The following is a 22,243-nucleotide window of genomic DNA, read 5'->3' on the forward strand; positions in this document are numbered from 1 at the left end:
GTCCATGGCCCCGCCCGTCCAGGAAGCGCTGAAGCGCCACGCGCTGGAGGCTTTCGTCGCCGGACGCCTGGAAGAGGCGGCTGCGCTCTATCGCCGGATGCTGGCACAGGACGGCACGGCCGCCGACCTGTGGAACAATTTCGGCATCATCCTGGCCGATCTGAAACGTCCGGAGGAGTCGGCGACCGCCCTGAAAGTCGCCCTGGCCCTGCAGCCTGATTACGACAAACCCTGGGTCGGGCGGGGCAGCGACGCCTATGGCAAGAACCGTCTGGACGAGGCGGTACGCTGCTGGAGCCGGGCGATCACCATCAATCCGCGGCAGGACGCCGGCCTCTGGTTCAATCTGGGCGTTGCCCGGCAGATGCGCGGCGAGGCCGCCGCCGCCGATGCATGCTTCGATCGGGCCGAACGGCTCTCTCCCGCCAATGCAACGATTGCCAGCCAGCGACTGCTGTGCCTCAACTACCTCGACCTGTCGGGCGAGCGGTTGCTGGCCGAGCACCGGCGGTTCGATGAGCGATTCGGCCGGCCGCCGGTGCCGGAACCGGCTCCGCACACCAACCGGCCCGATCCGGACAAGCGGCTGCGCATCGGCTATCTGTCGGTGGAGTTCCGCGAGCATCTCGGCGCCTATTTCCTGACTCCCCTGTTCGAGGCCGCCGACCGCCGGGGGTTCGAGATCGTCTGCTATTCGATCCTGCCGGAGTCCAACGCCGACGCCTTCACCGCCCGCTTCAGGGCGCAGGCCGACGGCTGGCGTGCCGTGGGCGATCTCGACGACGCCGCGCTCGCCGCGCTGATCCGCGCCGACGGCATCGACATCCTGGTCGACCTCGCCGGCCATTCGGGGCTGAACCGGCTGCCGATGCTGGCCCACCGCCCGGCGCCGGTGCAGGTGACGTGGCTGGGCTACCCCAACGGCACCGGCATGGAGGCGGTCGGCTACCGCATCGTCGACAGGGTCAGCGACCCGCAAGGCCTCGCCGACGCCCATGCGGCGGAGGCGCTGGTCCGGTTGCCCGCTCCCTTCCTGTGCTTCCATCCGCCGGCCGATGCGCCGCCCGTCGTGCCGCTGCCGGCCGGGGCGACGGGAGCGGTCACCTTCGGATCCTTCAACAAGCTGTCCAAGATCACCGACCAGACGGTCCAGCTGTGGGCCGAAGTGCTGCGGCGGGTGCCGGATTCCCGCCTGCTGCTGAAGGACCGGCCGCTGTCCGACCCCGGCACGGCGGCGACGCTGCGGGCGCGCTTCGCCGCTGCCGGCATCGACCCGGACCGGCTCGAACTCGTCGGCTTCATCAAGGACGCCGCAGGTCATCTCGCCGCCTACAACCGCATCGACATCGCGCTGGACCCGCACCCCTACAACGGCACCATCACCACCTGCGACACGCTGTGGATGGGGGCGCCGCTGGTCACGCTGGCAGGATCCCGGCACGCCGCCCGCGTCGGCGCCAGCCTGATGGCCGCCATCGGCCTGCCCGAGCTGGTCGCCGCCACCCCCGAGCGCTACGCCGCCATCGCCGCGGAACTGGCGGGCGACCTCACCCGGCTGATGCGGTTGCGCCTGGGGATGCGGGCGCGGGTGAAGGCCTCGGCGCTATGCGACGAGGCGCGCTTCATGCACAACCTGGAAACCGCCTACCGGCTGATGTGGCGGCGCTGGTGCGACGGCGTGAACCGGCCCCCAGGCCGGGATGCCGCCGGGCACCCGGCTTGACAAGGCGGCCCCCCGGCTTCTACCGATAGCCCCTCCTTCCATTCACGAGACCGGACCGCCGCGATGAGCGAAGCGCCGCCCCCTTCCGCCGCCCCCGACACCGCCTCCGCGGTGCACAGCGGGTCGGCCGACCGCTTCGGCTACGAGTGGGGCCGCTATGCCGAGCTGAAGAGCATCTACGAGGAACAGTTCCGCCGCTGGACGCCTTTCATGACCCCGGAGGACTGGCGCGGCCGGAGCTTCGTCGACGTCGGCTGCGGCATGGGACGCAACAGCCACTGGCCGATGAGTTACGGGGCCGCCGGGGGGCTGGCCATCGACATCGACGAGCGCAGCCTCGCCTCGGCGCGGGCGACGCTGGCGCCCCATCCGACGATGGAGGTACGCCGCCAGAGCGCCTACGAGCTGGGCGAGGTCGAGCGCTTCGACCTCGCCTTCTCGATCGGCGTCATCCACCATCTGGCCCATCCCGGGATCGCGCTCGCCAATATGGTGCGCGCGGTGAAGCCGGGCGGCCGGGTGATGGTCTGGGTCTATGGCCGCGAGAACAACGGCTGGATCGTCCGCTTCGCCGACCCGCTGCGCAAGGCGCTGTTCAGCCGCCTGCCGATCGGGCTGGTCCACGCGCTGTCGCTGGCGCCGACCGCCGTACTGTGGCTGGCGCTGCGGCTCGGGCTGGACCGTCTGGAATATTTCCGCCTGATCCGCCGCTTCGACTTCGCCCACCTGCGCTCCATCGTCTTCGACCAGATGCTGCCGAAGATCGCCAACTACTGGACACGCGCGGAGGTAGAGGCACTGATGACGGGCGCCGGGCTGGAGGAGGTGCGGCTGGCCTGGGTCAACGAGATCTCCTGGGCCGCCATCGGAACGAAGCCGCAGGGCTGAGACGCAGGCACTTCCCGGCCGGCCGCAGGCAAGGTCCATTGCTGACGGCCGGCGTCTTGGGGTAAGAAGCCGCGGTTCCGTGCGGCGGGTCCATCCGCGTGGCGAAGCGTTGGGGGTTGCCATTTCCGAATTCTCACCGGCCTTCATCGAGGCTTTCAACGCCGGCGCGGCCCAGTTCCAGGCCGGCCGCTTCGAAGAGGCGATCGCGACCTTCCGCCGCCTGATCGACGAGCGCCCCGACCTCGCCAACCTGCACGGCAACCTCGGCCTGTGCTTGCGTTCCGCCGGCCGCACCGACGAGGCGCTGGAGGCCCTGCGCCAGGCGCTGCGGCTGCGGCCCGACTATCCGGATGCGCTGAACGCCTTCGCCAACATCCTGCTCGACCGGCGCCAGCTCGATCATGCGCTGCTGGCCTACAAGGAACTGGTCCGGCTGAGGCCGGATTATCCAGGCGCGCTGCTGATGCTCGGCAACGCCTTCATGTTCATCGGCGACGGCGAGCGGGCCCGGGCCGCCTATCGGCTGTCGATCCTGGTCGAACCCCACGAAGCCACCAATTACAACAATCTGGGCGCCGTCAGCCTCAGCCTTGGCCGCCCGCCCGAGGCGGCGTGCCATTACCGCCGCGCGCTCACCATCGATGTCGGCAAGCCGGAATACCGAAAGAACCTGGGCACCTGCCTGCTGATGGCCGGCGACTATCCCAACGGCACGATCGCCTACGAAGGGCGGCTGGAACAGCCGGTCTGGCGCAAGCGCAACATGCCCGGCACCCTGTGGCAGGGCCAGCCGCTGGAGGGCCGGACCCTGCTGGTGCATTTCGAGCAGGGGTTGGGCGATTCCTTCCAGTTCATCCGCTACGCCACCGTTCTGAAGGGCATGGGCGCCCGCGTCGTCTACGAATGCCAGCCGGTGCTGAAGCGCGTGCTGTCGACCGCCCCCGACCTGGACGGGCTGGTCGCCTTCGGCGAGCCGCTGCCGGCCTATGATTACCAGGTCTCGCTGATGAGCCTGATGCACCGGCTGGGCACCACGCCGGACAAGGTGCCGGGCGGCGTCCCCTACCTGCGGGCCGAGCCGGAGCTGGCGGCGGACTGGAAGGACCGGCTGGACCGGCTGGACGGCGACGAGCCCGCCGCCTTGCGCATCGGCATCAACTGGCACGGCAACGAGACCGGCAAGTCGATCCCGCTGGAGTGTTTCGAGGCGATGGGCCGGCTGCCAGGCGTCCGGCTCTACAGCCTGCAGAAGGTGTCGGGGCTCAACCATCTGGAGCGGTTGCGCGACCGGGTCCGCGTGACCGAACTGGGCGCCGGCTTCGATGCCGGTCCCGACGCCTTCCTCGACACCGCCGCGGTGATGGCCAACATGGATCTGATCGTCACCTGCGACACCTCGGTCTGCCACCTCGCCGGCGCCATGGGGCGTCCGGTGTGGGTGGTGCTGAAATGGTTCGCCGACTGGCGCTGGATGCGGGACCGGCTCGACAGCCCCTGGTATCCGACCATGCGGCTGTTCCGGCAGGCCAGCCCCGGCGACTGGGCCGAGGCGATGGCGCGGGTCACGGCGGACGTCACGGCGCTCGCCGCCCGTACAGCTTCTGCCCACACCGCCTCTGCCATTGCCGCCGCCGGAGTGCCGCAGCCATGACCCTCAACGAAGCCGTCCAGATGGCTCTGGAGCATTATCGGGCCGGCCGGCTGGCCGAGGCCGAACGGGTGTGCCGGGCGATCCTGGACGAGATCCCCGGCCAGGGCGAGGTCACCCAGCTGCTGGGCGTGGTGGTGATGCAGCAGAACCGCCCGGAGGAGGCGGAAGCCATCCTGCGGCAGTCGCTCGCCAACAGGCCTGACCTGCCCGACACCCACGGCAACCTCGGCACGGTCCTCCAGCATCTCGGCCGCACCGCCGAGGCGCTGGAGTCGCACAACCGCAGCGTCCTGCTGAGCCCCGGCACCCCCGAGGGCTACGTCAACCGCGGCTCGACCCGGCTGGCACTGGGAGACCGCGACGGGGCGGCGACCGACTTCGCCCGGGCGCTGCAGCTGCGGCCCACCGACGCGCTCGCCGCCGGCAATCTCGGCGTCGCCCTGCGCGAAGGGCAGCGGGTGGCCGAGGCGGCCCGGGCGTTGCGCCGGGCACTGGTCGCCACCCCCGGCAACGGCGAGGCGCTGCTCGGCTACGCCCACACCCTGCGCGAGCTGGGGCGGCTGGACGAGGCACAGACCGCCTACACCCGCGCGGTGGCGCTCGCCCCGGCCAAGACCGAAGCGCTGTGCTACCACCTCTACCTCCAGCAGACGCTCTGCTCCTGGGACGATTACGACCGGCTGTGCGCCAGGGTGCGCGAAACCATCGACCGCGACGGCGGCGTCGTCATCCCGCTCGCCACCCTGTCGATCGATACCACCCCGGCCCAGCAGGACCGCTCCGCCCGGCTGTTCTTCGACCGGCTGGTCAAGCGCGGGTCGGCCTCGCCGGCGCGGATACCGGAGCGGGCGGCGGCCCAGCCCCGTGAGCACGACCGCCGGCTGCGCGTCGCCTATTTCTCGGCGGATTTCCACGAGCACGCCACCGCCTATCTGGCTGCCGAGCTGTTCGAACTGCACGACCGCGAGCGGTTCGAGGTACTGGCCTATTCCTACGGCCCCGACGACGGCAGCCCGATGCGCCGGCGGCTGGTCCAGGCCTTCGACCGCTTCCGCGACATCCGCAGCGTGCCGCTGGACGCTGTCGCCCACCGCATGGCCGACGACGGCGTCGACATCATGGTCGACCTGAAGGGCTACACGAAGCAGACCCGGCTGGACCTGCTATCGCGCCGGCTTGCGCCGATCGAGGTCAGCTATCTCGGATATCCCGGCACCATCGGTTGTCCGCACATGGATTACGTGATCGGCGACCGCTTCGTCACCCCGCCGGAACACCAGCCCTTCTACGCCGAGCGGCTGGTGCTGATGCCCGACGCCTACCAGATCAACGACCGCCACCGTCCGCTGCCCGACCGTATCCCCAGCCGCGCCGATTGCGGCCTGCCCGAAACCGGCGTGGTGTTCAGCGCCTTCAACACCGCCTACAAGATCAGCCCGGCGATGTTCGCGGTGTGGATGCGCATCCTGAAGCGCGTCCCCGGGGCCGTGCTGTGGCTGTTCGAGGCCAACCCGCTGGCCGCCGCCAACCTGAAGCGGGCCGCCACCGCCCACGGCGTCGATGCGGCCCGGCTGGTCTTCGCGCCATCGCGTCCGCTGGCCGAGCACATCGCCCGCTACCGCGTCGCCGACCTGGGGCTCGATACCCTGCCCTACACCGGTCACACCACCACCAGCGACGCGCTGTGGGCCGGCTGCCCGGTGGTGACCTGCCTGGGCGACAGCTTCGCCTCGCGGGTGGCGGCCAGCCTGCTGAACGCCGCCGGCATGCCCGACACGGTGACGCGGTCGCTGGCCGATTACGAGGAACTGGCGGTGGCGCTCGCCGGCGCCCCCGACCGCCGCGCCGGTCTGCGCCGCCGGCTGGAGGAGGGACGGATGACGACGCCGCTGTTCGACAGCCGCCGCTTCACCCGCAACCTGGAGCGCGCCTATCGGGTCATGTGGTCGCTGCACACCGCCGGCCGGCCGCCGCAAGGCTTTATCCTGCCGGCCAACCCGTAGGAGCATACCAGCGGTTTTCGATCGCCGGTGCGGGCATCCGCCCGGCCGTCGAACTGGACCTGCGCTGTTTGATGCGCATGTGACGCGCCGTCCTTCTAAAGGCCCGGTTTCCCACCGCGCAGAAGTCCCAGCGACACGGCCAGGGCATGGGCGAGGACGGCGATCCTGTTGTCCTGAAGAGCGGCCCGCAACGCCTCGCGCGTCATCAGCCCGATCTCCATGTCTTCGAGGTCTCCGGACGCGGGTTCGGCGACGCGGCGGGCACCCCGTGCATGGAACAGGTGATCCATGCCGCCGCCCTGGTTTCCGTTGCGTACGAAGGAGCCGAGGAAGGCCCACTCTGTGGCCGCATAACCGGTTTCCTCCAGCAGCTCCCGCCTTGCCGCGTCCTCCGCCGTCTCTCCCGCACCGATGCGGCCGGCCGGCAGCCCGATGCAGTGGCGCCGGGCTCCGTGGCTGTAATGGCCGATGGTGAGGACCATCCCGTCGCCGGTTTCTGCGAAGACGCTCGCGGCGTCATCCGCCTTGACCTGATAGTAATCGTCGATGATCCGGCCATCCGGCAACTGCACGGTTTCGACCGACACCTCGACGTCGCGTGTCGTCCGCAGCAGCGTGCGCCGGTCGATCACCTCCCAGACGGGCCGGGTCATGGCCGTCATGGCGCTGCGGCGCCATGCTTCCGGAAGACCAGGCCGGCAAGCTGGGGGGCCGAGAAGGGCCTGGGCTCCAGCAACGGCCGCTGCGACCGCCACCGCACCGGACCGACCGGCGTCACTCCCAGGGAGCCCAGCAGGGCCAACAGCTCGCTCGGATCGGTCGTCGGGAAGTCCGGGTTCTCCTGTTCGTCGTCGGCGTAGGTTTCGCGCTGGAAGAAGGTGAACACGCCGCTGCCGCCGGGCTTGAGCAGCGCAACGACCCGGGCCAGGAAATCGCGGGCGTCGGCGATGCCCGACAGCGCGCAGGAGCCGAAGACGCAATCGGCGGAACCGGCCGGGATCATCCTTTCATCGGCAGCCTCCAGGGAATAGCCGAGCTTTCGCAGCACGAGCATGGCCCCCCTCGCCTCGTCGCCGAAGGTCACGATGCGGCTGGACGGGGACCAGTTGCACACGCACTCGACCGCGGCGACCAGGAACTGCTGCTGGGGCGTGACATAGGCGGCGGCATGCTTCCGAGCCCAGGACAGACCGGGAGCCTGGAGGATGTCCAGGCGGTTGCCCTTCGCCAGCCAAGCGCTCTCCTCCTCTTCCAGCAGGCCGCTAGGACGCGGGAAAGACCGGGCCTCGACGACGGAAGCGGAGGGCAGCCAGCCGCTTTGAAGCTGGTCGGCCGGCGGCGGTGCGGCGTTTGCGCGCTGGAGGCGGTCGAATTCGCTGTAGAGCCGGCCCTCGCTGTGGATGTTGTAGAGCGCCGTCTGCGCCGACATCCCCTTGCGGGCAAGCGCCTCGACGGGTGCATCCTCCAGGAAGGTGCCGTTCCGGATCTCCGGGAAGGGCGCCAGCCGCGTGAACACCACGGCGCGCTCCGTGCTGAGGGCCAGATCGCAGTAATCCAGCAATTCCGCGCTGTGCGTCCTGTCGTTGGCAAAAAGAAGAAGGTCGTAGGTGCCCACGGTGTGGATGACGCCGAAGGCGTCGCGCGGCATGTCGACCACCACCACCTGAAGCTCTGGCGTCAGCCGGAGCTGCGGCTGCATGGCCTCCAGCTTCGTGGCGAACAGGCGGTCGTCCTCCTCGTTCTCGGAGGGCAGGCGGGCGACGAGGACGAGAGCGCCCGGCTTATCCCGCTGGATTTTGCTGACGATCAGCTCGAAACTGTTGTTCTGCGTCCTGGCACCGAACACGCAGACCCGCATCGGTCCGGGCGGGAGCGGCGGCAGAGCTGTGTAATAGGGGATGACCGGGGCGCGTTCGATCCTCTGTACCTTCTGCTGCAGGCCCGGGGCCTGGAGCCCCTGGGCCAGCAGCGGCTGGCCGGGCGTCAGGGGCAGGTGGTAGAGCACTTGCCCGGCCTGCTCCAGGGCGGGCAGCAGCCCCGGATCCTCGACCGTTCCGCACAGGACGATGGCGCTCGGCCGCAGCCAGAAGACGCCGCGCTGGAAATCGTCGGCATCGCGATAGCGCATGATGACCGGCTTGTATTCCCCCGTGCGCCCGAGCGCGGCGACGACGCGCTGGACATAGGAGATGGGGTCGGCAATCGGGGCATCCTGACCGTCCGCTCCGGCGATGGCCAGAACCACGGTCGCTGGGGAGTGGCGCGCCGCCCGTACCGCCGTATCGCCCCGCTCCCCCACGATGATGCCGTTCGCCATCAGCATGTCGATGAAGGTGTCGTGGAACGTCACGCCGGACCAATCATTTTGCAGGCGGCGGACGGCGTCCGAGGTCGTGCGCATAGCGTCGCGCAGCGACGTCTTGGGATAGGGGGCGATGTACGGGTGGATGTGCCGGAACGTGTCGTTGGACGAGACGAGGAGCGGCTGTCCCGAGATCACGCACTGGTCGGTCGTCGCCGACAGGCCGGACTGGCGGCGCGTGTAGAAGAAGAAGTTGAGATCATTGTCGGCGCACCAGTCGACAAGCTCCTCCTCCTCCAGGAAATCCCTGGTGAATTCGATCTCGATGCCCGGCTTGGCGATCTTGCGGCAGAGATTCTCGATGTATTCGGAGTATTCCATCCGATGCACGTTGAACATGATGCTGTCGACATGCGTCGCCCACGGAACGTTGATGCGGAGGACGGCGCGCTCGAACTCGCGGTTGACCGCTTCGACGACATGCTCGAATCCCTTGCCGGGAGTCCCCATCCCGAAGGAGCCGATGACGGGGATGTCGCGGTTGTGAAGGCGCCCCTTGCGGGGCACGCCCCGCAGGGGGCGGGGGAACGGCGTCACTTTTGCGGTTGGCATCGCCGTCGGATCCAGGACGATGCAGCTGTCGAAACGTTCGGCAGGCACGAACTTGATCGGGTTGTCCGGCTCGACTTCCAGAACGATGGCGAATTTCGGCCCTTCCAGGTGCGGCAGAAGCTCCTGCGGCAGGAACGGCGCCATCGTGCTCGGATGATAGTTCAGTACCCAGAAATCATAAGGCTTCGGCGGGCTCGCTTCGGTGTTCTCCCGGCCCTGCTTCAGCCTGAACGTCCGATTGACCTTCAGGTGTTCGATATCGATCTGTTCAAGCGTGATGTAATCGAGATTATAAAAATTCGACTGCTTCAGGCAGTCAAAAACCATCTTCCCGCTTTCAAATATACTGCAGACAGCCGGCTCTGTATTAATGAATGCGCCGCGGATCATCAAAAGACACTCCTGGTATTCTCAAATACGTTCAGCATGATGGATCGGGCGGGACCACTGCCGGCGCCGGCCGGTCAGGAAGAAGAGGCAAGCCAGCGTATCGTCCGGTTCACGGGCCACCGGAGCCGCATCTCCTGCGAATTCATGAAGGCGTTCAGCGTGATGTCACCCCGGCCATGCTCCTGCAGTTCGCGTTCGTGGTGCGCCCGTCCCGACGGGTCTGGGTCGCGCTCCAGAAGGACGTTGTACATGGTTTCGATGAACCGGCGGCGCAGGGCAGGCTCCTCCTGGATCGGAGCCTTGATCCCGTCGACGATCCGGCTGGCCAGTTCCCTGGCTCCCCAATCGCCATGATCAACGAAGACCGGGCGGCTGCCCGGCTTGCCCATGACCAGCACCGCCTCCGCGATGAACTCACGCATGTTGCGGTCGAAGTTCGGCCACACATTGCTTTGCCGGTAATGCCCCTGGACCGGTCCCTGGGCATGGATCATCGCATTCGCCAGGGCCTGGTCCCCTTCCCGCAGCCGCCGGCACAGCGCCCTCGCATCCTCGATGGTCCGCACCTCGCCGGGGCTGCCGGGGGGAATCCGGCGGCTGAGCATGCTTCTCTCGAAATAAACGACCGGGCCACCCAGGAGCAGCATCGCGATCGTGGCATGTGGCAACTTGCCCTCCCCGACATAGGGATGGAAGAGGCCGCAAACGCCCTGCAGCACATCGATGACGGACGGCTCGGCACCATCATGGCTTCCGGCAGGATCGTCGATCGGCTGAAAGCCATCCGATGCGAAGTTGTCCAGGATGAAGCGGGTCGTCCTCTGCAGATAAGGGCGGTGCAAGCTGCCCGCATCCTTGGGGACCAGCATTCCGACCGGCCGTCCGCTGTGCGGCGACCGGCTCCATGTACCGACGGCATTGTCCGTGACGTCCGCCGCCGTCTGCTGCGTCCAGCGCGACAGCCGGGCGATCCAGGGCTCCTCGCGGCCAATGTCTTCCGGCTGGGAGAACAGGACGCGGATGTTGTTGCGGCTCTCGACGATCGTTCGCACGAAGCACTGCCAGAGGGCGGCCGCCACGCGGGTCCGGTCGCCATGGCTGCGGAAGACGATGAAGCCGGGAAAGGCCCGGATCAGTTCCGCGAACAGCGACAGATCGTTCCAGACGATGACGGCGTCATAGCCGCCCAGAACGGCTGCGGGCGGCACGGAGGCCGTGGACGTCATGCCTGCGGGGGACCGTTGAGTGTCCACATGAACGCGCGTGCTGAGCGAAGCGAGCCGCTCGGCCTCGCACCTGGAAATCGGATCATGGCAACCGAGGCACAGGGTTTTGGGCAGGTGCGACATTGGAAACTCCGGGATACGCGGACCGTCTGACAGGCCTTCAGTCGGACAGCTTGATGACAGCCAGCCGTTCGATGCGCAGGGAGGCAGCCCCATTCGTGAAGATGCGGAACTCGTACTTCCCGTCGGAACTTCCCACATGGAAGTCGCAAGTGAACCGCTCGTACTGCGACGTCCCGCTCGTCAGCGTCACCGATGCCTTAACGACCCCGTCGCAGGACACGTCGGCGCTGCCGGCTGGGATATGGGTGGGGGTGATCCTGCCACTGACCTCCAGCCGATAATCCCCCTCCGGCAGCGTCGCGAAGGGTCCGAAGAGGAGGAAGCCGGACTCTCCCCGATCCGTCACCCGAACGTAGCGCTTCAGGGCTTCATCCATCTCCCACCGGCCAATCCGCAGGAGCGATCCCGGCGGCGCGAAGTCACGGTGGAGGTCTTCGACGGTCTGGTTCCTTCCCGAACGCCGGCCGATCATCCGTTCGAGGAAATCGACATCCCCTCCGTTCAGGCGGGCGGCTTCCCGCAGGGCCGGCCCTGGGCCTTCGGTGCCCGCAATTGCCGCAAGGCGCCTGCGGTCCTCGTCGCCGACCGGGGTTTCGATCACGGTCGCCGACAGGGCGTCCGCGATCTGCTGGGCGCGCATGGTGGGAGAATGGGCGGGGGATTGCGGGCCGGTCGTATCGATGAATGCCCCGATGAAGCGGCGCCGGCCATCGGCGCCTGGCTGCGGCCGGCCGCCGACGGCCGGCCGGGTGTTGATCATGCGATCCATTTCACGGTCGAAGATGGGCCAGACATGCGCTGGATCGTAGAGCGTGGCGACATGCTTCTGCGACTGCCGGACCTCGTCGATGAACACGCGGTCCTTGGCGCGGAAGGAGTCGACGATCCGATGGGCGCCCATGACCGAGGCGGCCTCCCCGGGGGCCCCCTTGCCGATGTAGCGGGCCAGCAGCGAGCCGCTGAGATAGGCGACCGGACCGCCGAGCACGATCATCTCCACAGGCGGGAGATAGCAGACCCTCGGATCGCGGTAGGTGTAGAGATAGCCGCTGGCGTCGGCGAACATCCTGAGCTGCGTCTTGCGGTCCAGGGATCCGGGCACATGATCGTCATCGATGTCGATCAGCTGGACCCCGCAATACTTGAAATGCTTCTGATGGAAGAATTCCGTCAGGAAGTCGTAGTGCGCCCGGTGGAACGGGTTCCCCAGGATGTTAGGCGCGGTCACCAGGATGCTGTCGTTGCGGTCGGTGGATGCGTCCCATATCCCGCGGTGTTGGAAGATGTCCTCCGACAGGCAGTAGGGTATGACGGTACCGCGGTTGCGAAGCCAGTCAGCCTCCTGTTCCATCGTCTCGTCCGCATGGGGGCAGAAATGAAAATTGTCCCGGCTTTCGATCAGTGGACGGACGCCGCACAGTTCAAACTCCTCCGCGAGCAGATGAGTCTGACCATACGCACGGTAGATGCATGTGCCGTCATAAACCCGGACAATCTCCGACATCCATCGGGCGACGATCGTGACGACCACGGCATCGAAATAGGTGTTCAGGATCTCCGCGATCTCGGGACTGATCGAGTTGTAGAAGAAATTGTATTTCGAAAGCTTGTCGAAGATCTCGGGCGGAAGTGTCGTCGGTTGGCTCTGGTCCCAGGTCGCCGCCACGCTCTGATCGGAAACATGGCTCAGATAGGGAGGGTTGAAGACCTCGTATCCCAGCGCGCGCAGGCGCGCGAGTTCCGTCCCTACCAGCAACTTGTGCGCGCCGAGCCAGAAGATCCGCCCTTTGCCGGCTTTGAAAACCAGATCCGCCTGCACCATCACACTCTCCTGATTTCCCTAGCCGATGCCGGCGTCGCACGAGGCAAGCGGGCAGCATGTTCAAGTTGCCGGCCTTGGCCGGTCATCGCTGCCATCCGCCACCACCCTCACTGCCGCCGGCGAGGAGGAAAAGCGCCGGGCGACTCCCCTTCATCGGCCGGGCGCCTTCCACCAGGAGCTTACGCCGCTGATGAATATGCTTTGCACGGCTGTGCATGATGGAATTTAGTGACTCTAGGTTGAAAGCTGCAGGCGGCCATCCGGGAGGTGGCTCTGCGGGCTTTTCCGCGGCCAGGATCGCAGGCCGCATCATGGTCCTCCACGCCGGAGGCGGAGAATTGAGCCTTTGACCGGAAGCATCAGGTACGTGCCCTTGGACAATGGTACCTTCCGGAAAGAAAGATACTTTCCAAACAACGTCATGCACTTCCTTCCAGCTGGCAAAACAACCGGATTCGAAGACACTCGTCCCTAGCGTAAAGGAGAGCGATCATTGGATCCTGTCCGCTCGCAATCATCGGAGTTTGACAGGAATTCGAAAAAATACATGTCGCCGTTTCCAAAAATCTAGGACTTGCCAACATTATAGACACCAAGGCAAATGAAATATTCTGGACGCCGCAATCTCCATAAGACAACTGCCGTATTTTAAGCTCTTTGTCAATTTATCGCGAATGAAAATGTGAAAGGAAATTTTTCACCCGCAGGGATGATGATGATTGGATTGAAACAATAATTCTTCATATAGATTTCGTCATTATGTGAATGCTTGGAAAATATATAAAGTCATTACCTTTCTCATGAAACATCGATTCGCATATAGTAGCAAATTTATCGGAATCCGGGAATCAGAATGGATATGACCAATACTTACCAGATACATATGGCCGCAGAAGCCTATCCCGGATACATTGCGCGGCACTTTCATTGTCGGGATAAAATATTAGATTTATTTGGGGACTGTAGAAATTTTTATAATCGCCCCGAATGGTCTTCGGCAGCACAGTTTCAATCTTGTAATGATGGAGCGCCGATTAGAACCGGTCTGGTGCCCAGGCAGAGCAATGGCTTCGGCACGCCGGGCCGGGTTCTTGGCATGCGCCCTCAACCGGCGGCGACCGGAACCGGCATGTCATGAGGCGTGGCTTGCGACCATATTGCCACGGCTGCGACGGCGCTCATGGCGACCGGGCAAATCGTACGCACCCGAACCTCGAACGCGGCCACCGGCTTCGGCACGGCGAAGCGGACCGTGACGGGAGAGAATGCGTCCGGTGCAAGATCGTCCGGGGTCACGGTGTGGGTCTGCTGCTGCACGGCGCCATCGAAAGCCGTGTCAATGACTGCAACGGCCATGTCATCCGGAAGACCGGTCGTTTCCAGGCGGAGCAGGAGGCTGCAGGAACAGATCCCTGCCTCGATGGGGACATAGGGGCCGAATATCAGGAAGCCCGGCTGTTCCGCGGGGATGGAAAAGATACGTTCGTCATTGTCGAAGCCGGCGACCCCGCGCGAGTGCAGGGCCATGTGCAGATGCCCGTGCTCCTGGAGTTCCTGGAGCCGGGCCAGATGCGAGCCGCCGGCCTGGTCGGGGTGTCCGGCCAAGACCGGCATCGCATACCGCAACCTTGCCGCATCGAACTTCCGGAACACCCAGGCGGCAGGGGTGGAGGGGGAAGCTCCGCCACCGGCCCCATGCTCACCGACCCATCGGGGCGGATCCAGCATGATGCAGTCCGGAAGCAGCGGCATGAGCCGTCCGAGAATGTCATCGGGCATGTAGAGCCTCTGTCCCGCCGGGGGGACAGGACAGCCGTCCATGAACTCCAGATGGGTGAGCTCCAGGGTCAGTATGGCCACGCCGCCGGGAGCGAGCAGGTCGGCGACCGCCCGGATGAAGGCGGCGTCGTCCGCCAGGCGGTTCAGCGTGACGGTGCAGAAAACGACGTCATGGGATACGGTGCCCTGCCGGGCGAGGGCGGGCTCGCTCTCCTCCAGGTCGATCCGATCCAGCATGCAGCCCTTCGCGCGAAGCGCAGCGATGCAGACGTCATCCGGCGATCCGATGGCGAGAATGCGCGGTTCGAAGAAATCGGCGGCCAGCCGCTCCACCGTGTCGATCACGAATGCCTGCTGGACGCTGACCTGCTTGAACCTGCGGACCGCTGTCCCGCCCGCACCGGCACCCCGGCCGCCGGCAACCGCGACGCGCTTGCCGTAGCTGGCGCGCGAGGCGCTGGAGAGAAGCTTATTGTACCCCCGGCCGTCGGGCACCGACTTCCGGGCTTTCAACCGATCGAGCGCGTCCAGGACGGCCCTGTTCCATGCGACACGGGCGGCGCCCGGTTCGTAGCGCGCGACATGGTGCGCCAGGGGGGCGAGGCCGGAGGCGACGATGTCCCTCAAGCGGCGCTTGTCGGCGCGTATCGACGGATTGATGCCATGCACATGGCGGAACATGGGCGAGCGGCTCACCGCCACCGGCCTGCCCGCCGCCAGGGCGTAGTCGAGGCAACTGGAGATGCCGCGACCGGGTCCGGACAGGTCATCGTAAAGAAAAACGTTGATCGTGTTTTCCGAAAGGAAGTCCAGCAGCATGTCCTCGTCCATGAAATCGCGCGTGATGTCGAGCGTGATCCCCGGCTTGCGGATCATCCTTCGGCAAGCGGCGATGGTGGACTGCGTCATCTGCTCGGGAAACAGGTCCTTCCGGTCATGGGGGGACAGGTTGAGACGGATGCGTGCCGTGTCGAATTCCTCATTCACGCGGGCGCACAGACGGTCCAGCCCCTTTCCGGGGGAAGCGAACCCGAACCAGCCCACCGTGAACCGTTTCGGCGCTGGGGCGGGCGGGCGAACCGGCGGTGTGAAGCGCGGGACCGGAAAGATCAAAGGGCTGGCGGGGACAAAGGACGGATCCGGGTAAAGAAACCCGTCGAACGGTGTCGCTTCCAGTCTCTCCCGCGTCAGTTGGTAGGCTTCGTGGATAACGGCGAGACAGGGCACGCCGCAGGCGAGGATGCCGTGGCCAGCCGCCCAGGGCATCGTCCCCTCGTGAAGGTTGAACAGCACAGCGGAGGGGGCGGTGTCCATGCATTCGCTCAGAAAATCATCGATGCAGGCACACTCGGCATAACGCCAATCTATGTCCGGGGACAAGGAGAGAAGCTGGAACAGACGTCGGCCGAACTGTTGCACGCCACACCGCATTCCGCGATGCGAGACGATCAGGAAACGAGGACGTGTTGGCGCTGCGGTGGCCATTCCCTTCATCTCTTCTGACGCCCAATTTTTTTGGAGGAATTTATGATTTATTGAAAAATATTATGGCTGTAAAGTCTAGGGAAGATCCGGATTACCGACGTTCCCGGCGCCGCGACAGGTCGTTAGGCGGGAGTATCTCAGTCGACCTCCCTATCGACGCGCTCTCCGTCGCGCTATACCAGCCCCTGCGGAATGGATATCCGGCCGGGATGGCAAGCAGCGCCTCCATGCGGGAGCCCTGCACATCTTTCGAGCATTTCGCTCTTGTGATTTCAGGTTTCACGTCACCAGCCTTCATTGGAACAGGACGGATTATGAGCGAGATCGGTTACCAGGGCAGGCTGGAGTTCATCACCACGAGCAAGATCTACGGCTGGCTGGTCAACAAGTCCCAGCCGGAGCTGGAATGCCTGGTCGATCTCTACGTCAACGGCTGGTTCATGGGGACCTATCCGTGCAATGAGTATCACGAGGCGCTCGCCTCACTGCCGGGGCACAAGGGGTTCGGCGTCTTCAACATCCCGCTGCCGCCCGACCTGCTGGGGGTGGAGGACTGCGTCGTCGACATCCGCATCCACGGCACCGCCGCCTCCATTCCCAACGCCCCCATCGTCACCAGCCTGCATCGGGCGATCATCGACACCGCTCTGTCCGGGATGACGCCTGAACGCAAGACCCTGTGCCGGACGGCGCTCGCCGAGACCCTGAACCTGACCAAGCGTGCCCGCAACCGGGTGGAGGATCCGCGCCTGATCCGCCCCGCCCCCGGATACGAGGAGGCGGAGTTGACCATCGGCGCCTTCCTGGCGCACCAACTCCACCGGCTGGGCGCGGCACGGGACTTCCATCTGCGCAGCGCCGCCGACCTGCTGCGCTTCCTAGTGCGGCATGCCGACCGCTTCAATCTGGCCGACCATGCCTGGTGTCCGCTCCCGGCCGACGTCACCGCTTTCCTGGCGTCGGGGGAGGAGGATGCCGGCGGCATGTTCCGGTCGCGCCTGCTCGCCGAATACAAGGAACAGGTGCTGGGCACGGCCAGCCAGCCGACCGGCACCGCGGAACTGAGCAACCTGGTCCATTGGATGTTCGGCAAGGCGCGCCTGCCCAAGACGGCGCTCGCCGCCGAACATGCCGATTACCTGAACGGGCCGGCCGCCCTGACGGTCGAAGGCGGCGGCACGGCCGGGCATGGGCTGCTGTCCCGCTTCTATGTCGAGATGCATGCGATGGACGACGCGCTGGGCAGCAAGCTGGCGCTGCGCGACGACAAGGCGCTGTTCGTCATCCTGCTCAGCATCAGCCTGTGGCTGGTCCGCTGGAACCTGGACGACCTGTTCCTGCCGCCCGCGGTGCGCGCACTGTTCGACCGCCGGATCCAGCATGCGGGACGGGAGTGGAGCGGTCTCGGCTATTTCTTCTCCTTCCTGGACATACCGGGCGCGGAAGGCCTGACCCTGGACGGCCTGCGCCGCCGGCAGGAGGCCGCGGCCGTGACCCATGACACCCGCCGACCGGCCCAAGGCGGCGGGAACGGTAATGTCCAGGGCGGCGCCCCGACGGGCGGGGTGAACCTGTTCGGCTATTTCGACGGCAGCACCGGCATCAGCCGCAACGCCTTGTTCTCGCGCGAGATCCTGGCGGGGGCCGGCGTGCCGGTGACCATGCCGCCAGTGGTCCTGCCGCAGCATCACGCCACCGAAGCGCTGTACCCGGTCAACCTGATCCATTTCGGCATCATCGGCGCCCCCGGCGACATGGTGAACCACGGGATGGAGCGTTTCGCCGGTGCCTACAACATCGGCTTCTTCCTATGGGAAACCAGCCTGCCGCCGCGCTCCAGCCTGCTGACGCTGGAACTGATGGACGAGATCTGGACCCTGTCGGATTTCTGCGCCCAGGGGCTGGCCCGCCATTTCCACGGTCCCATCCATGTGGTGCCGAACTGCGTGGACGAACGGGCCACCGCCCCGGCTCCGGAGGGAGCGGACGGCGCCGGCCGGCGGGGCGATCGGCCCTTCACCTTCTATTTCTGCTTCGACGCCCGCAGCTGGTATACCCGCAAGAACCCGCTGGCGGCGGCGCGGGCCTTCCGGCTGGCCTTCCCGCCGGACGATTCGTCCTGCGGCGATGTCCGGCTGCTCCTGCGCATCCGCTACCGCGCCAGTTCGCGCAGTGTCGCCGACACCGCCCACAGGCTCCAGCTCGACCGCCTGGCCCGGCTCGACCCGCGCATCGTCATCCGCGACCAGGATCTTCCCTATGCCGATTCCCTGGCGGAGATGCGCAACTGCGACTGCTATGTCTCGCTGCACCGGGCGGAAGGCTTCGGCTACACGATGGCGGAGGCGATGATGATGGGAAAGCCGGTCATCGCCTCGCGCTATTCTGCCAACCTCGACTACATGACCGACCGGACCGGTTTTCTGGTCGACGGGCGGGAGCGCTTCATCGAACCCGACGAGTATATCGACGTGACCCCCGGCGCCGCCTGGTTCGAGCCGGACGTCGCCGCGGCGGCGGCGGCAATGCGCCGCGTCCGCTTCGACGAGCCCGAGGCCCGGCGCCGCGCCGAGGCGGGACGGGAGTTGGTCCGCCGCACGCTGAACCGCAAGTCGGTGCAGGACCTTTACGTCACCCGCCTGAACGCCGCCCTGGAGGCCGCCCGGGGCCGGCGCTCCGAAGTGCGGTAAGGGAGCGCGCCAAAGGCGTCCGGCCTATAGGCGTGCAATCGCTTCCTCGACCAAGCGGGCCAAGGAGGTGAGGTCGATGTCGATGGGAATATCCAGCCGATCGACCAAGCGGTCGGGAAACCCGGCGGGGTCGCCGGTGAACGCCCCGGTCAGGTGGCTGAAATGCCCGATCAGCGTGGCCTGGGTGCCCATCTGATCGTTCCACGGAGAGTCCGGATGGAAGAAGTCCGCATTGTTCAGGTGGATCCAGGTGGCGCGAGGAGACAGGTACAGGTGGTTGGATGTCCCGGCGCCGATGGGGGCGACGACGATCTCGGCCTGAGCGATAAGCTCGATGGTTTCCAGGACGCTCAGCGTTTCAGGTAGGACCACCTCGAAGCCGTAGCCGGCCAGCAGATCACCCACCGCGGCGTCATTGGCGATGCGATGTTTCGGATAGGAGTTGCGGCGTGACAGAAACACACGCCGGGGCAACGGTCCACGGCCGGGGCGGACATGCGGCAGCATCGCCTCACGCAACCACCGGTATGCGATGGGGTAGGACACCTGTGACGGCACCACAGCCCGGTGGAAGCGGTAGAGCGCTTGGACGCCCTCCGGACCGAGGGTGCGGCGCATGTCGATGATGCGCTCGCGGGCCACGCCGATCAGGTCGAACATTTCGTACTGATAGTCGCGCACGTCGAAGAGGACGATCGGCAGGTCCCGGGCTTCCGGAACCTGGGCGCAGGCGATCAGCATGGGGAGCACCTCGACCATGAAGTGCCAGTAGTTGGGGGTCGACCGCACGAAGATGGTGGGTTCCGGAAAGTCGACCACCGAGTAGAGTGGCCGCGGAAGGCGGATCGCTCCATTGACCAGGCCCGGCGTCACTCCGACCAGCGGTACAATTGAACCACCCACCACGCTGGTCTTGCTCTCGCGCAGCATGTGCCGACGATCGGCCAGGACGAAGCTCTCGTAGTTGTCCTTGACGTAGAAGCCCTGGATTACCTCGATCCCGGCGTCGAGTGTCACACCGATCGGAGAAGCACCGAGTGCCGGCAGGGTGTCCAGATACCGGTGCAGATAGGCGGGATAATCGTCGAACACCGTCTGCGGCACAGGCTGGGCATCCGCATGCCAGAGCCGGACGGACAGGCCGGCGGCGGCGCACCATTCCGGAAAGTCGTGAAGATCCACCACGAAAACGTCGATTTCGCTGGCCGGCACGGCAGGAAAATCGAAACGGTTCTTTACCCTCAGGCAGGCTTCGGCCACATCATGCTGGCCGGTAAACAGGGCAAACTGGATCTGCCTCTCATACAGGTCGTAGAGGAACTGGGTGAGGCCGGGAGCGTCGGCCAACCGGAGAAAGCTGCGGCGAACCCAAGCCCCGACGGCTTCCAGGTCGTTCTGGTTGAAGGCTGTCAAGGCGAAGTCAAGGGCCATGCCGCAGAACATCTCACGCAGGGGCATGGAGCCGGGGTTGGCTACGACGCCGCGCTCGTACCATTCAATGGCGGTTTTTCGTTCGTTCAGGCTGCGGTAGAGGTTTCCTATGTTGATATAGGGTGCATCGAACCTGGGGTTAATGGCAATTGCCCGCTGCATCAGCGCAGCCCCCTTGCCCGGATCCCCGGACCGCCAGCACACCAAGCCCAGGCAATGCAGAGCATTGAACTCGTCAGGCGATTGGCACAGCACGGCGCGGTAAATCGGCTCGGCATCGCCCAACCGCCCGGCTTGATGATGCGCAACAGCGCGGGTCATGAGATCAGTCGTGTTCACTATGGTACCCGGTCGAGTAAAGGGCAGTTCGAATTCCGGGCACTAACCTGAATGCGAACCGGTATGGAATAAAGGGCTTTTGTGGATGCCTATGGACGACGCTTCCGGCGCAAGAGAGAGAACCGTGCGGACTGGCCGAGAAGGATGAGTGCCGTCTACGCCGCGCCTGGCGCCGAGAACGAACAGGCGATGGAGTTCGTGATGTGCCTCCCGTTGGGGCATGCATTGGAAGCCCCCGGTATCATAGGAAAACGGCTAAAAAGAAAGCTCGGGACAGTTCCGGTACAGGCTCAGGCCGAGCACCCAATTCCGGAAGGCTTCAGCACCGCGGCGTGCCCCGTGATGCGCCATATGGTCGTCGCTGGACGCCATCAGCAGGAGAAGGTCCAGCTTCGACGGACAGAGCTGCTCTCGGACCCTGCTCCAGAACAGGAACTCGACTTCCGTCGGCGCGCGCCCGAACAGTTCTCCGAAGCAGGCGCGGATGAAGGCGATACCATCGTGCCGATCAAGGCGGTGGATGATTCCGGCTGTCCTGAACCGCTCGGTGAAGCCGATGGCCGGAACCTCGGCCGCGTCCAGGGTATACCCCGGCGCCCGCTGCCCGCCGGACGCGTGGATCCAGTCGGCGACATTCCGGGCGATGCAGTCCCAAGTCGGCAGCGCGTCCTTGTCGATTTCCCGTCTCTTGGCGTCGGCGAAGGCCGGGTCCAGGAAGGAGCGGACCGCGCTCTCAACGGTTTCGACGTTCACCTCGATCGCGACATATCCGCCGGTGACGAATTCCAGGGCTGGCAGAGTGTGCGATACGATCGCCGGAATCCCGACCCGCAGGCATTCGAACAGCGGCAGTCCAAGGCCTTCCTCCGTGCTCGGGTAGAGCAAGGCCGTCGCCCGCCTCAGGATGTTGCGGATATCGCTGTCCGCCGCCTCCTTCACCCAGGAGAACAGCGGCTGGTTTTCGGACAGGTCCTGCAGGCGGCCGGCCTCGGCCTCGCTGATGTTGCCGGCTTGGCCAACGAAGGTCAGCCTTGCATTGCATCCGGAGGCCCACAGCCCGCAGAAGACGTCGAGAACGAGGAAATGCTGCTTGCGCAGCTGTACGGTCCCGACAAAGACGAACTCCGGACGTGCGCTGTCCGGCTGGTTCTCTGCCCCCTCGAAGGCTTCCGAGCCGCCGCCGAGGACGATGGGATTGCCGACGGCCCCACGAAGAATCCGGGATTCGAAGATGGTCTTCATCTGGCTGGACAGGAAGCCAAGATTCCTGATTCGCCGCAGAAGACGCAGATACCCGGTGACGCCGTACTGGGAACAGTTGAAATGTGGAAAATAGTCAGGCGAGAGCCATGATATGAAATCATATGTCATGGCAAAAATCTTTTCTGGGAAATCACTGACGATATCCAGATAAAGTCTGATCTGATCCTCGTTATACGTGGTTTCCGGCAGGAAAATGCCGGCGCAACAGGAGATGTCATTGACATCGACGCGGGCCAACTTCTTATGCCGGCAAGCCTCGATTTTTTGCAAAAGGATCGTCAGATCGCTCTTCCGGTCGCAGGCAAAGAGCGCGGCCATCAAAGAAAATATTTCAGAGGAAATGATGTGCATGCCCTCCCCGTCGATGACGACGGGCAGGATTTCCCGGTTGCGCGGCCAATTCCGCGCCAACTCGAAGACGTATCTTTGAATTCCTGTGCGATTTGGCGATGACGTAAACCACGTCAGATCGAACAATACGGCATCTCTTATCACAAAAGAAAGCAAAACATCCTC

At 65.4% G+C, this 22,243-nt stretch carries 12 protein-coding genes; 5 read left to right on the top strand and 7 right to left on the bottom strand.

The window, feature by feature from the left end; all coding sequences use genetic code 11:
• Nucleotides 1-4: 4 nt before the first annotated feature.
• The 4 genes from ABMY26_RS35870 to ABMY26_RS35885 all read left to right on the top strand — a co-directional run bounded on the left by ABMY26_RS35870 (nucleotide 5) and on the right by ABMY26_RS35885 (nucleotide 6,265).
• Nucleotides 5-1,723, top strand: coding sequence for a tetratricopeptide repeat protein (locus tag ABMY26_RS35870; protein WP_372400713.1), 1,719 nt, complete (start codon nucleotides 5-7; stop codon nucleotides 1,721-1,723).
• 63 nt (nucleotides 1,724-1,786) lie between these two features.
• Nucleotides 1,787-2,611 carry a class I SAM-dependent methyltransferase gene (locus ABMY26_RS35875; RefSeq protein ID WP_372400714.1) on the top strand — a complete coding sequence of 275 codons (825 nt, stop codon included), beginning with the start codon at nucleotides 1,787-1,789 and terminating at the stop codon, nucleotides 2,609-2,611.
• A gap of 79 nt (nucleotides 2,612-2,690) precedes the next feature.
• Nucleotides 2,691-4,262, top strand: coding sequence for a tetratricopeptide repeat protein (locus tag ABMY26_RS35880; RefSeq protein WP_372400715.1), 1,572 nt, complete (start codon nucleotides 2,691-2,693; stop codon nucleotides 4,260-4,262).
• Nucleotides 4,259-6,265, top strand: coding sequence for a tetratricopeptide repeat protein (locus ABMY26_RS35885; protein WP_372400716.1), 2,007 nt, complete (start codon nucleotides 4,259-4,261; stop codon nucleotides 6,263-6,265). The genes ABMY26_RS35880 and ABMY26_RS35885 overlap by 4 nt, the downstream gene beginning before the upstream one ends.
• Nucleotides 6,266-6,360: 95 nt before the next feature.
• On the opposite strand, the gene ABMY26_RS35890 is transcribed toward ABMY26_RS35885, so the two are convergent.
• The 5 genes from ABMY26_RS35890 to ABMY26_RS35910 form a co-directional block, all read right to left on the bottom strand.
• Nucleotides 6,361-6,927 (bottom strand): NUDIX hydrolase, encoded by a 567-nt coding sequence (locus tag ABMY26_RS35890; protein WP_372400717.1) that lies wholly within the window; start codon nucleotides 6,925-6,927, stop codon nucleotides 6,361-6,363.
• Nucleotides 6,924-9,506 (bottom strand): hypothetical protein, encoded by a 2,583-nt coding sequence (locus ABMY26_RS35895; protein WP_372400718.1) that lies wholly within the window; start codon nucleotides 9,504-9,506, stop codon nucleotides 6,924-6,926. The genes ABMY26_RS35890 and ABMY26_RS35895 overlap by 4 nt, the downstream gene beginning before the upstream one ends.
• A gap of 137 nt (nucleotides 9,507-9,643) precedes the next feature.
• Nucleotides 9,644-10,918, bottom strand: coding sequence for a DUF4214 domain-containing protein (locus tag ABMY26_RS35900; RefSeq protein WP_372400719.1), 1,275 nt, complete (start codon nucleotides 10,916-10,918; stop codon nucleotides 9,644-9,646).
• A gap of 37 nt (nucleotides 10,919-10,955) precedes the next feature.
• Complete coding sequence (locus ABMY26_RS35905) at nucleotides 10,956-12,740, bottom strand: hypothetical protein (RefSeq protein ID WP_372400720.1); 1,785 nt, start codon at nucleotides 12,738-12,740, stop codon at nucleotides 10,956-10,958.
• Nucleotides 12,741-13,844: 1,104 nt separating this feature from the next.
• Complete coding sequence (locus tag ABMY26_RS35910) at nucleotides 13,845-16,004, bottom strand: hypothetical protein (protein WP_372400721.1); 2,160 nt, start codon at nucleotides 16,002-16,004, stop codon at nucleotides 13,845-13,847.
• 314 nt (nucleotides 16,005-16,318) lie between these two features.
• Here ABMY26_RS35910 and ABMY26_RS35915 point away from each other — a divergent pair, with 314 nt between their 5' ends.
• A complete protein-coding gene (locus ABMY26_RS35915) occupies nucleotides 16,319-18,694 on the top strand; it encodes a glycosyltransferase (protein ID WP_372400722.1) in 2,376 nt (791 codons plus the stop codon).
• Between the two features lie 24 nt (nucleotides 18,695-18,718).
• Here ABMY26_RS35915 and ABMY26_RS35920 read toward each other — a convergent pair whose 3' ends face one another.
• Nucleotides 18,719-20,446, bottom strand: coding sequence for a glycosyltransferase 61 family protein (locus ABMY26_RS35920; protein WP_372400723.1), 1,728 nt, complete (start codon nucleotides 20,444-20,446; stop codon nucleotides 18,719-18,721).
• A gap of 273 nt (nucleotides 20,447-20,719) precedes the next feature.
• The gene (locus ABMY26_RS35925) at nucleotides 20,720-22,204 is read right to left on the bottom strand and encodes a glycosyltransferase (RefSeq protein ID WP_372400724.1); all 1,485 of its coding nucleotides are present in this window, start codon (nucleotides 22,202-22,204) and stop codon (nucleotides 20,720-20,722) included.
• Nucleotides 22,205-22,243: the final 39 nt, after the last annotated feature.

This window comes from Azospirillum sp. HJ39 (genome assembly GCF_041507355.1).
GTDB lineage: Bacteria > Pseudomonadota > Alphaproteobacteria > Azospirillales > Azospirillaceae > Azospirillum > Azospirillum thiophilum.

Bases quoted from the DNA above. Each gene is read 5' to 3' on its own strand.
- ABMY26_RS35870 (WP_372400713.1), top strand. From the start codon at position 5: ATGGCCCCGCCCGTCCAGGAAGCGCTGAAGCGCCACGCGCTGGAGGCT.
- ABMY26_RS35875 (WP_372400714.1), top strand. From the start codon at position 1,787: ATGAGCGAAGCGCCGCCCCCTTCCGCCGCCCCCGACACCGCCTCCGCG.
- ABMY26_RS35885 (WP_372400716.1), top strand. From the start codon at position 4,259: ATGACCCTCAACGAAGCCGTCCAGATGGCTCTGGAGCATTATCGGGCC.
- ABMY26_RS35890 (WP_372400717.1), bottom strand. From the start codon at position 6,927: ATGACGGCCATGACCCGGCCCGTCTGGGAGGTGATCGACCGGCGCACG.
- ABMY26_RS35895 (WP_372400718.1), bottom strand. From the start codon at position 9,506: ATGGTTTTTGACTGCCTGAAGCAGTCGAATTTTTATAATCTCGATTAC.
- ABMY26_RS35900 (WP_372400719.1), bottom strand. From the start codon at position 10,918: ATGTCGCACCTGCCCAAAACCCTGTGCCTCGGTTGCCATGATCCGATT.
- ABMY26_RS35905 (WP_372400720.1), bottom strand. From the start codon at position 12,740: ATGGTGCAGGCGGATCTGGTTTTCAAAGCCGGCAAAGGGCGGATCTTC.
- ABMY26_RS35910 (WP_372400721.1), bottom strand. From the start codon at position 16,004: ATGGCCACCGCAGCGCCAACACGTCCTCGTTTCCTGATCGTCTCGCAT.
- ABMY26_RS35915 (WP_372400722.1), top strand. From the start codon at position 16,319: ATGAGCGAGATCGGTTACCAGGGCAGGCTGGAGTTCATCACCACGAGC.
- ABMY26_RS35920 (WP_372400723.1), bottom strand. From the start codon at position 20,446: ATGACCCGCGCTGTTGCGCATCATCAAGCCGGGCGGTTGGGCGATGCC.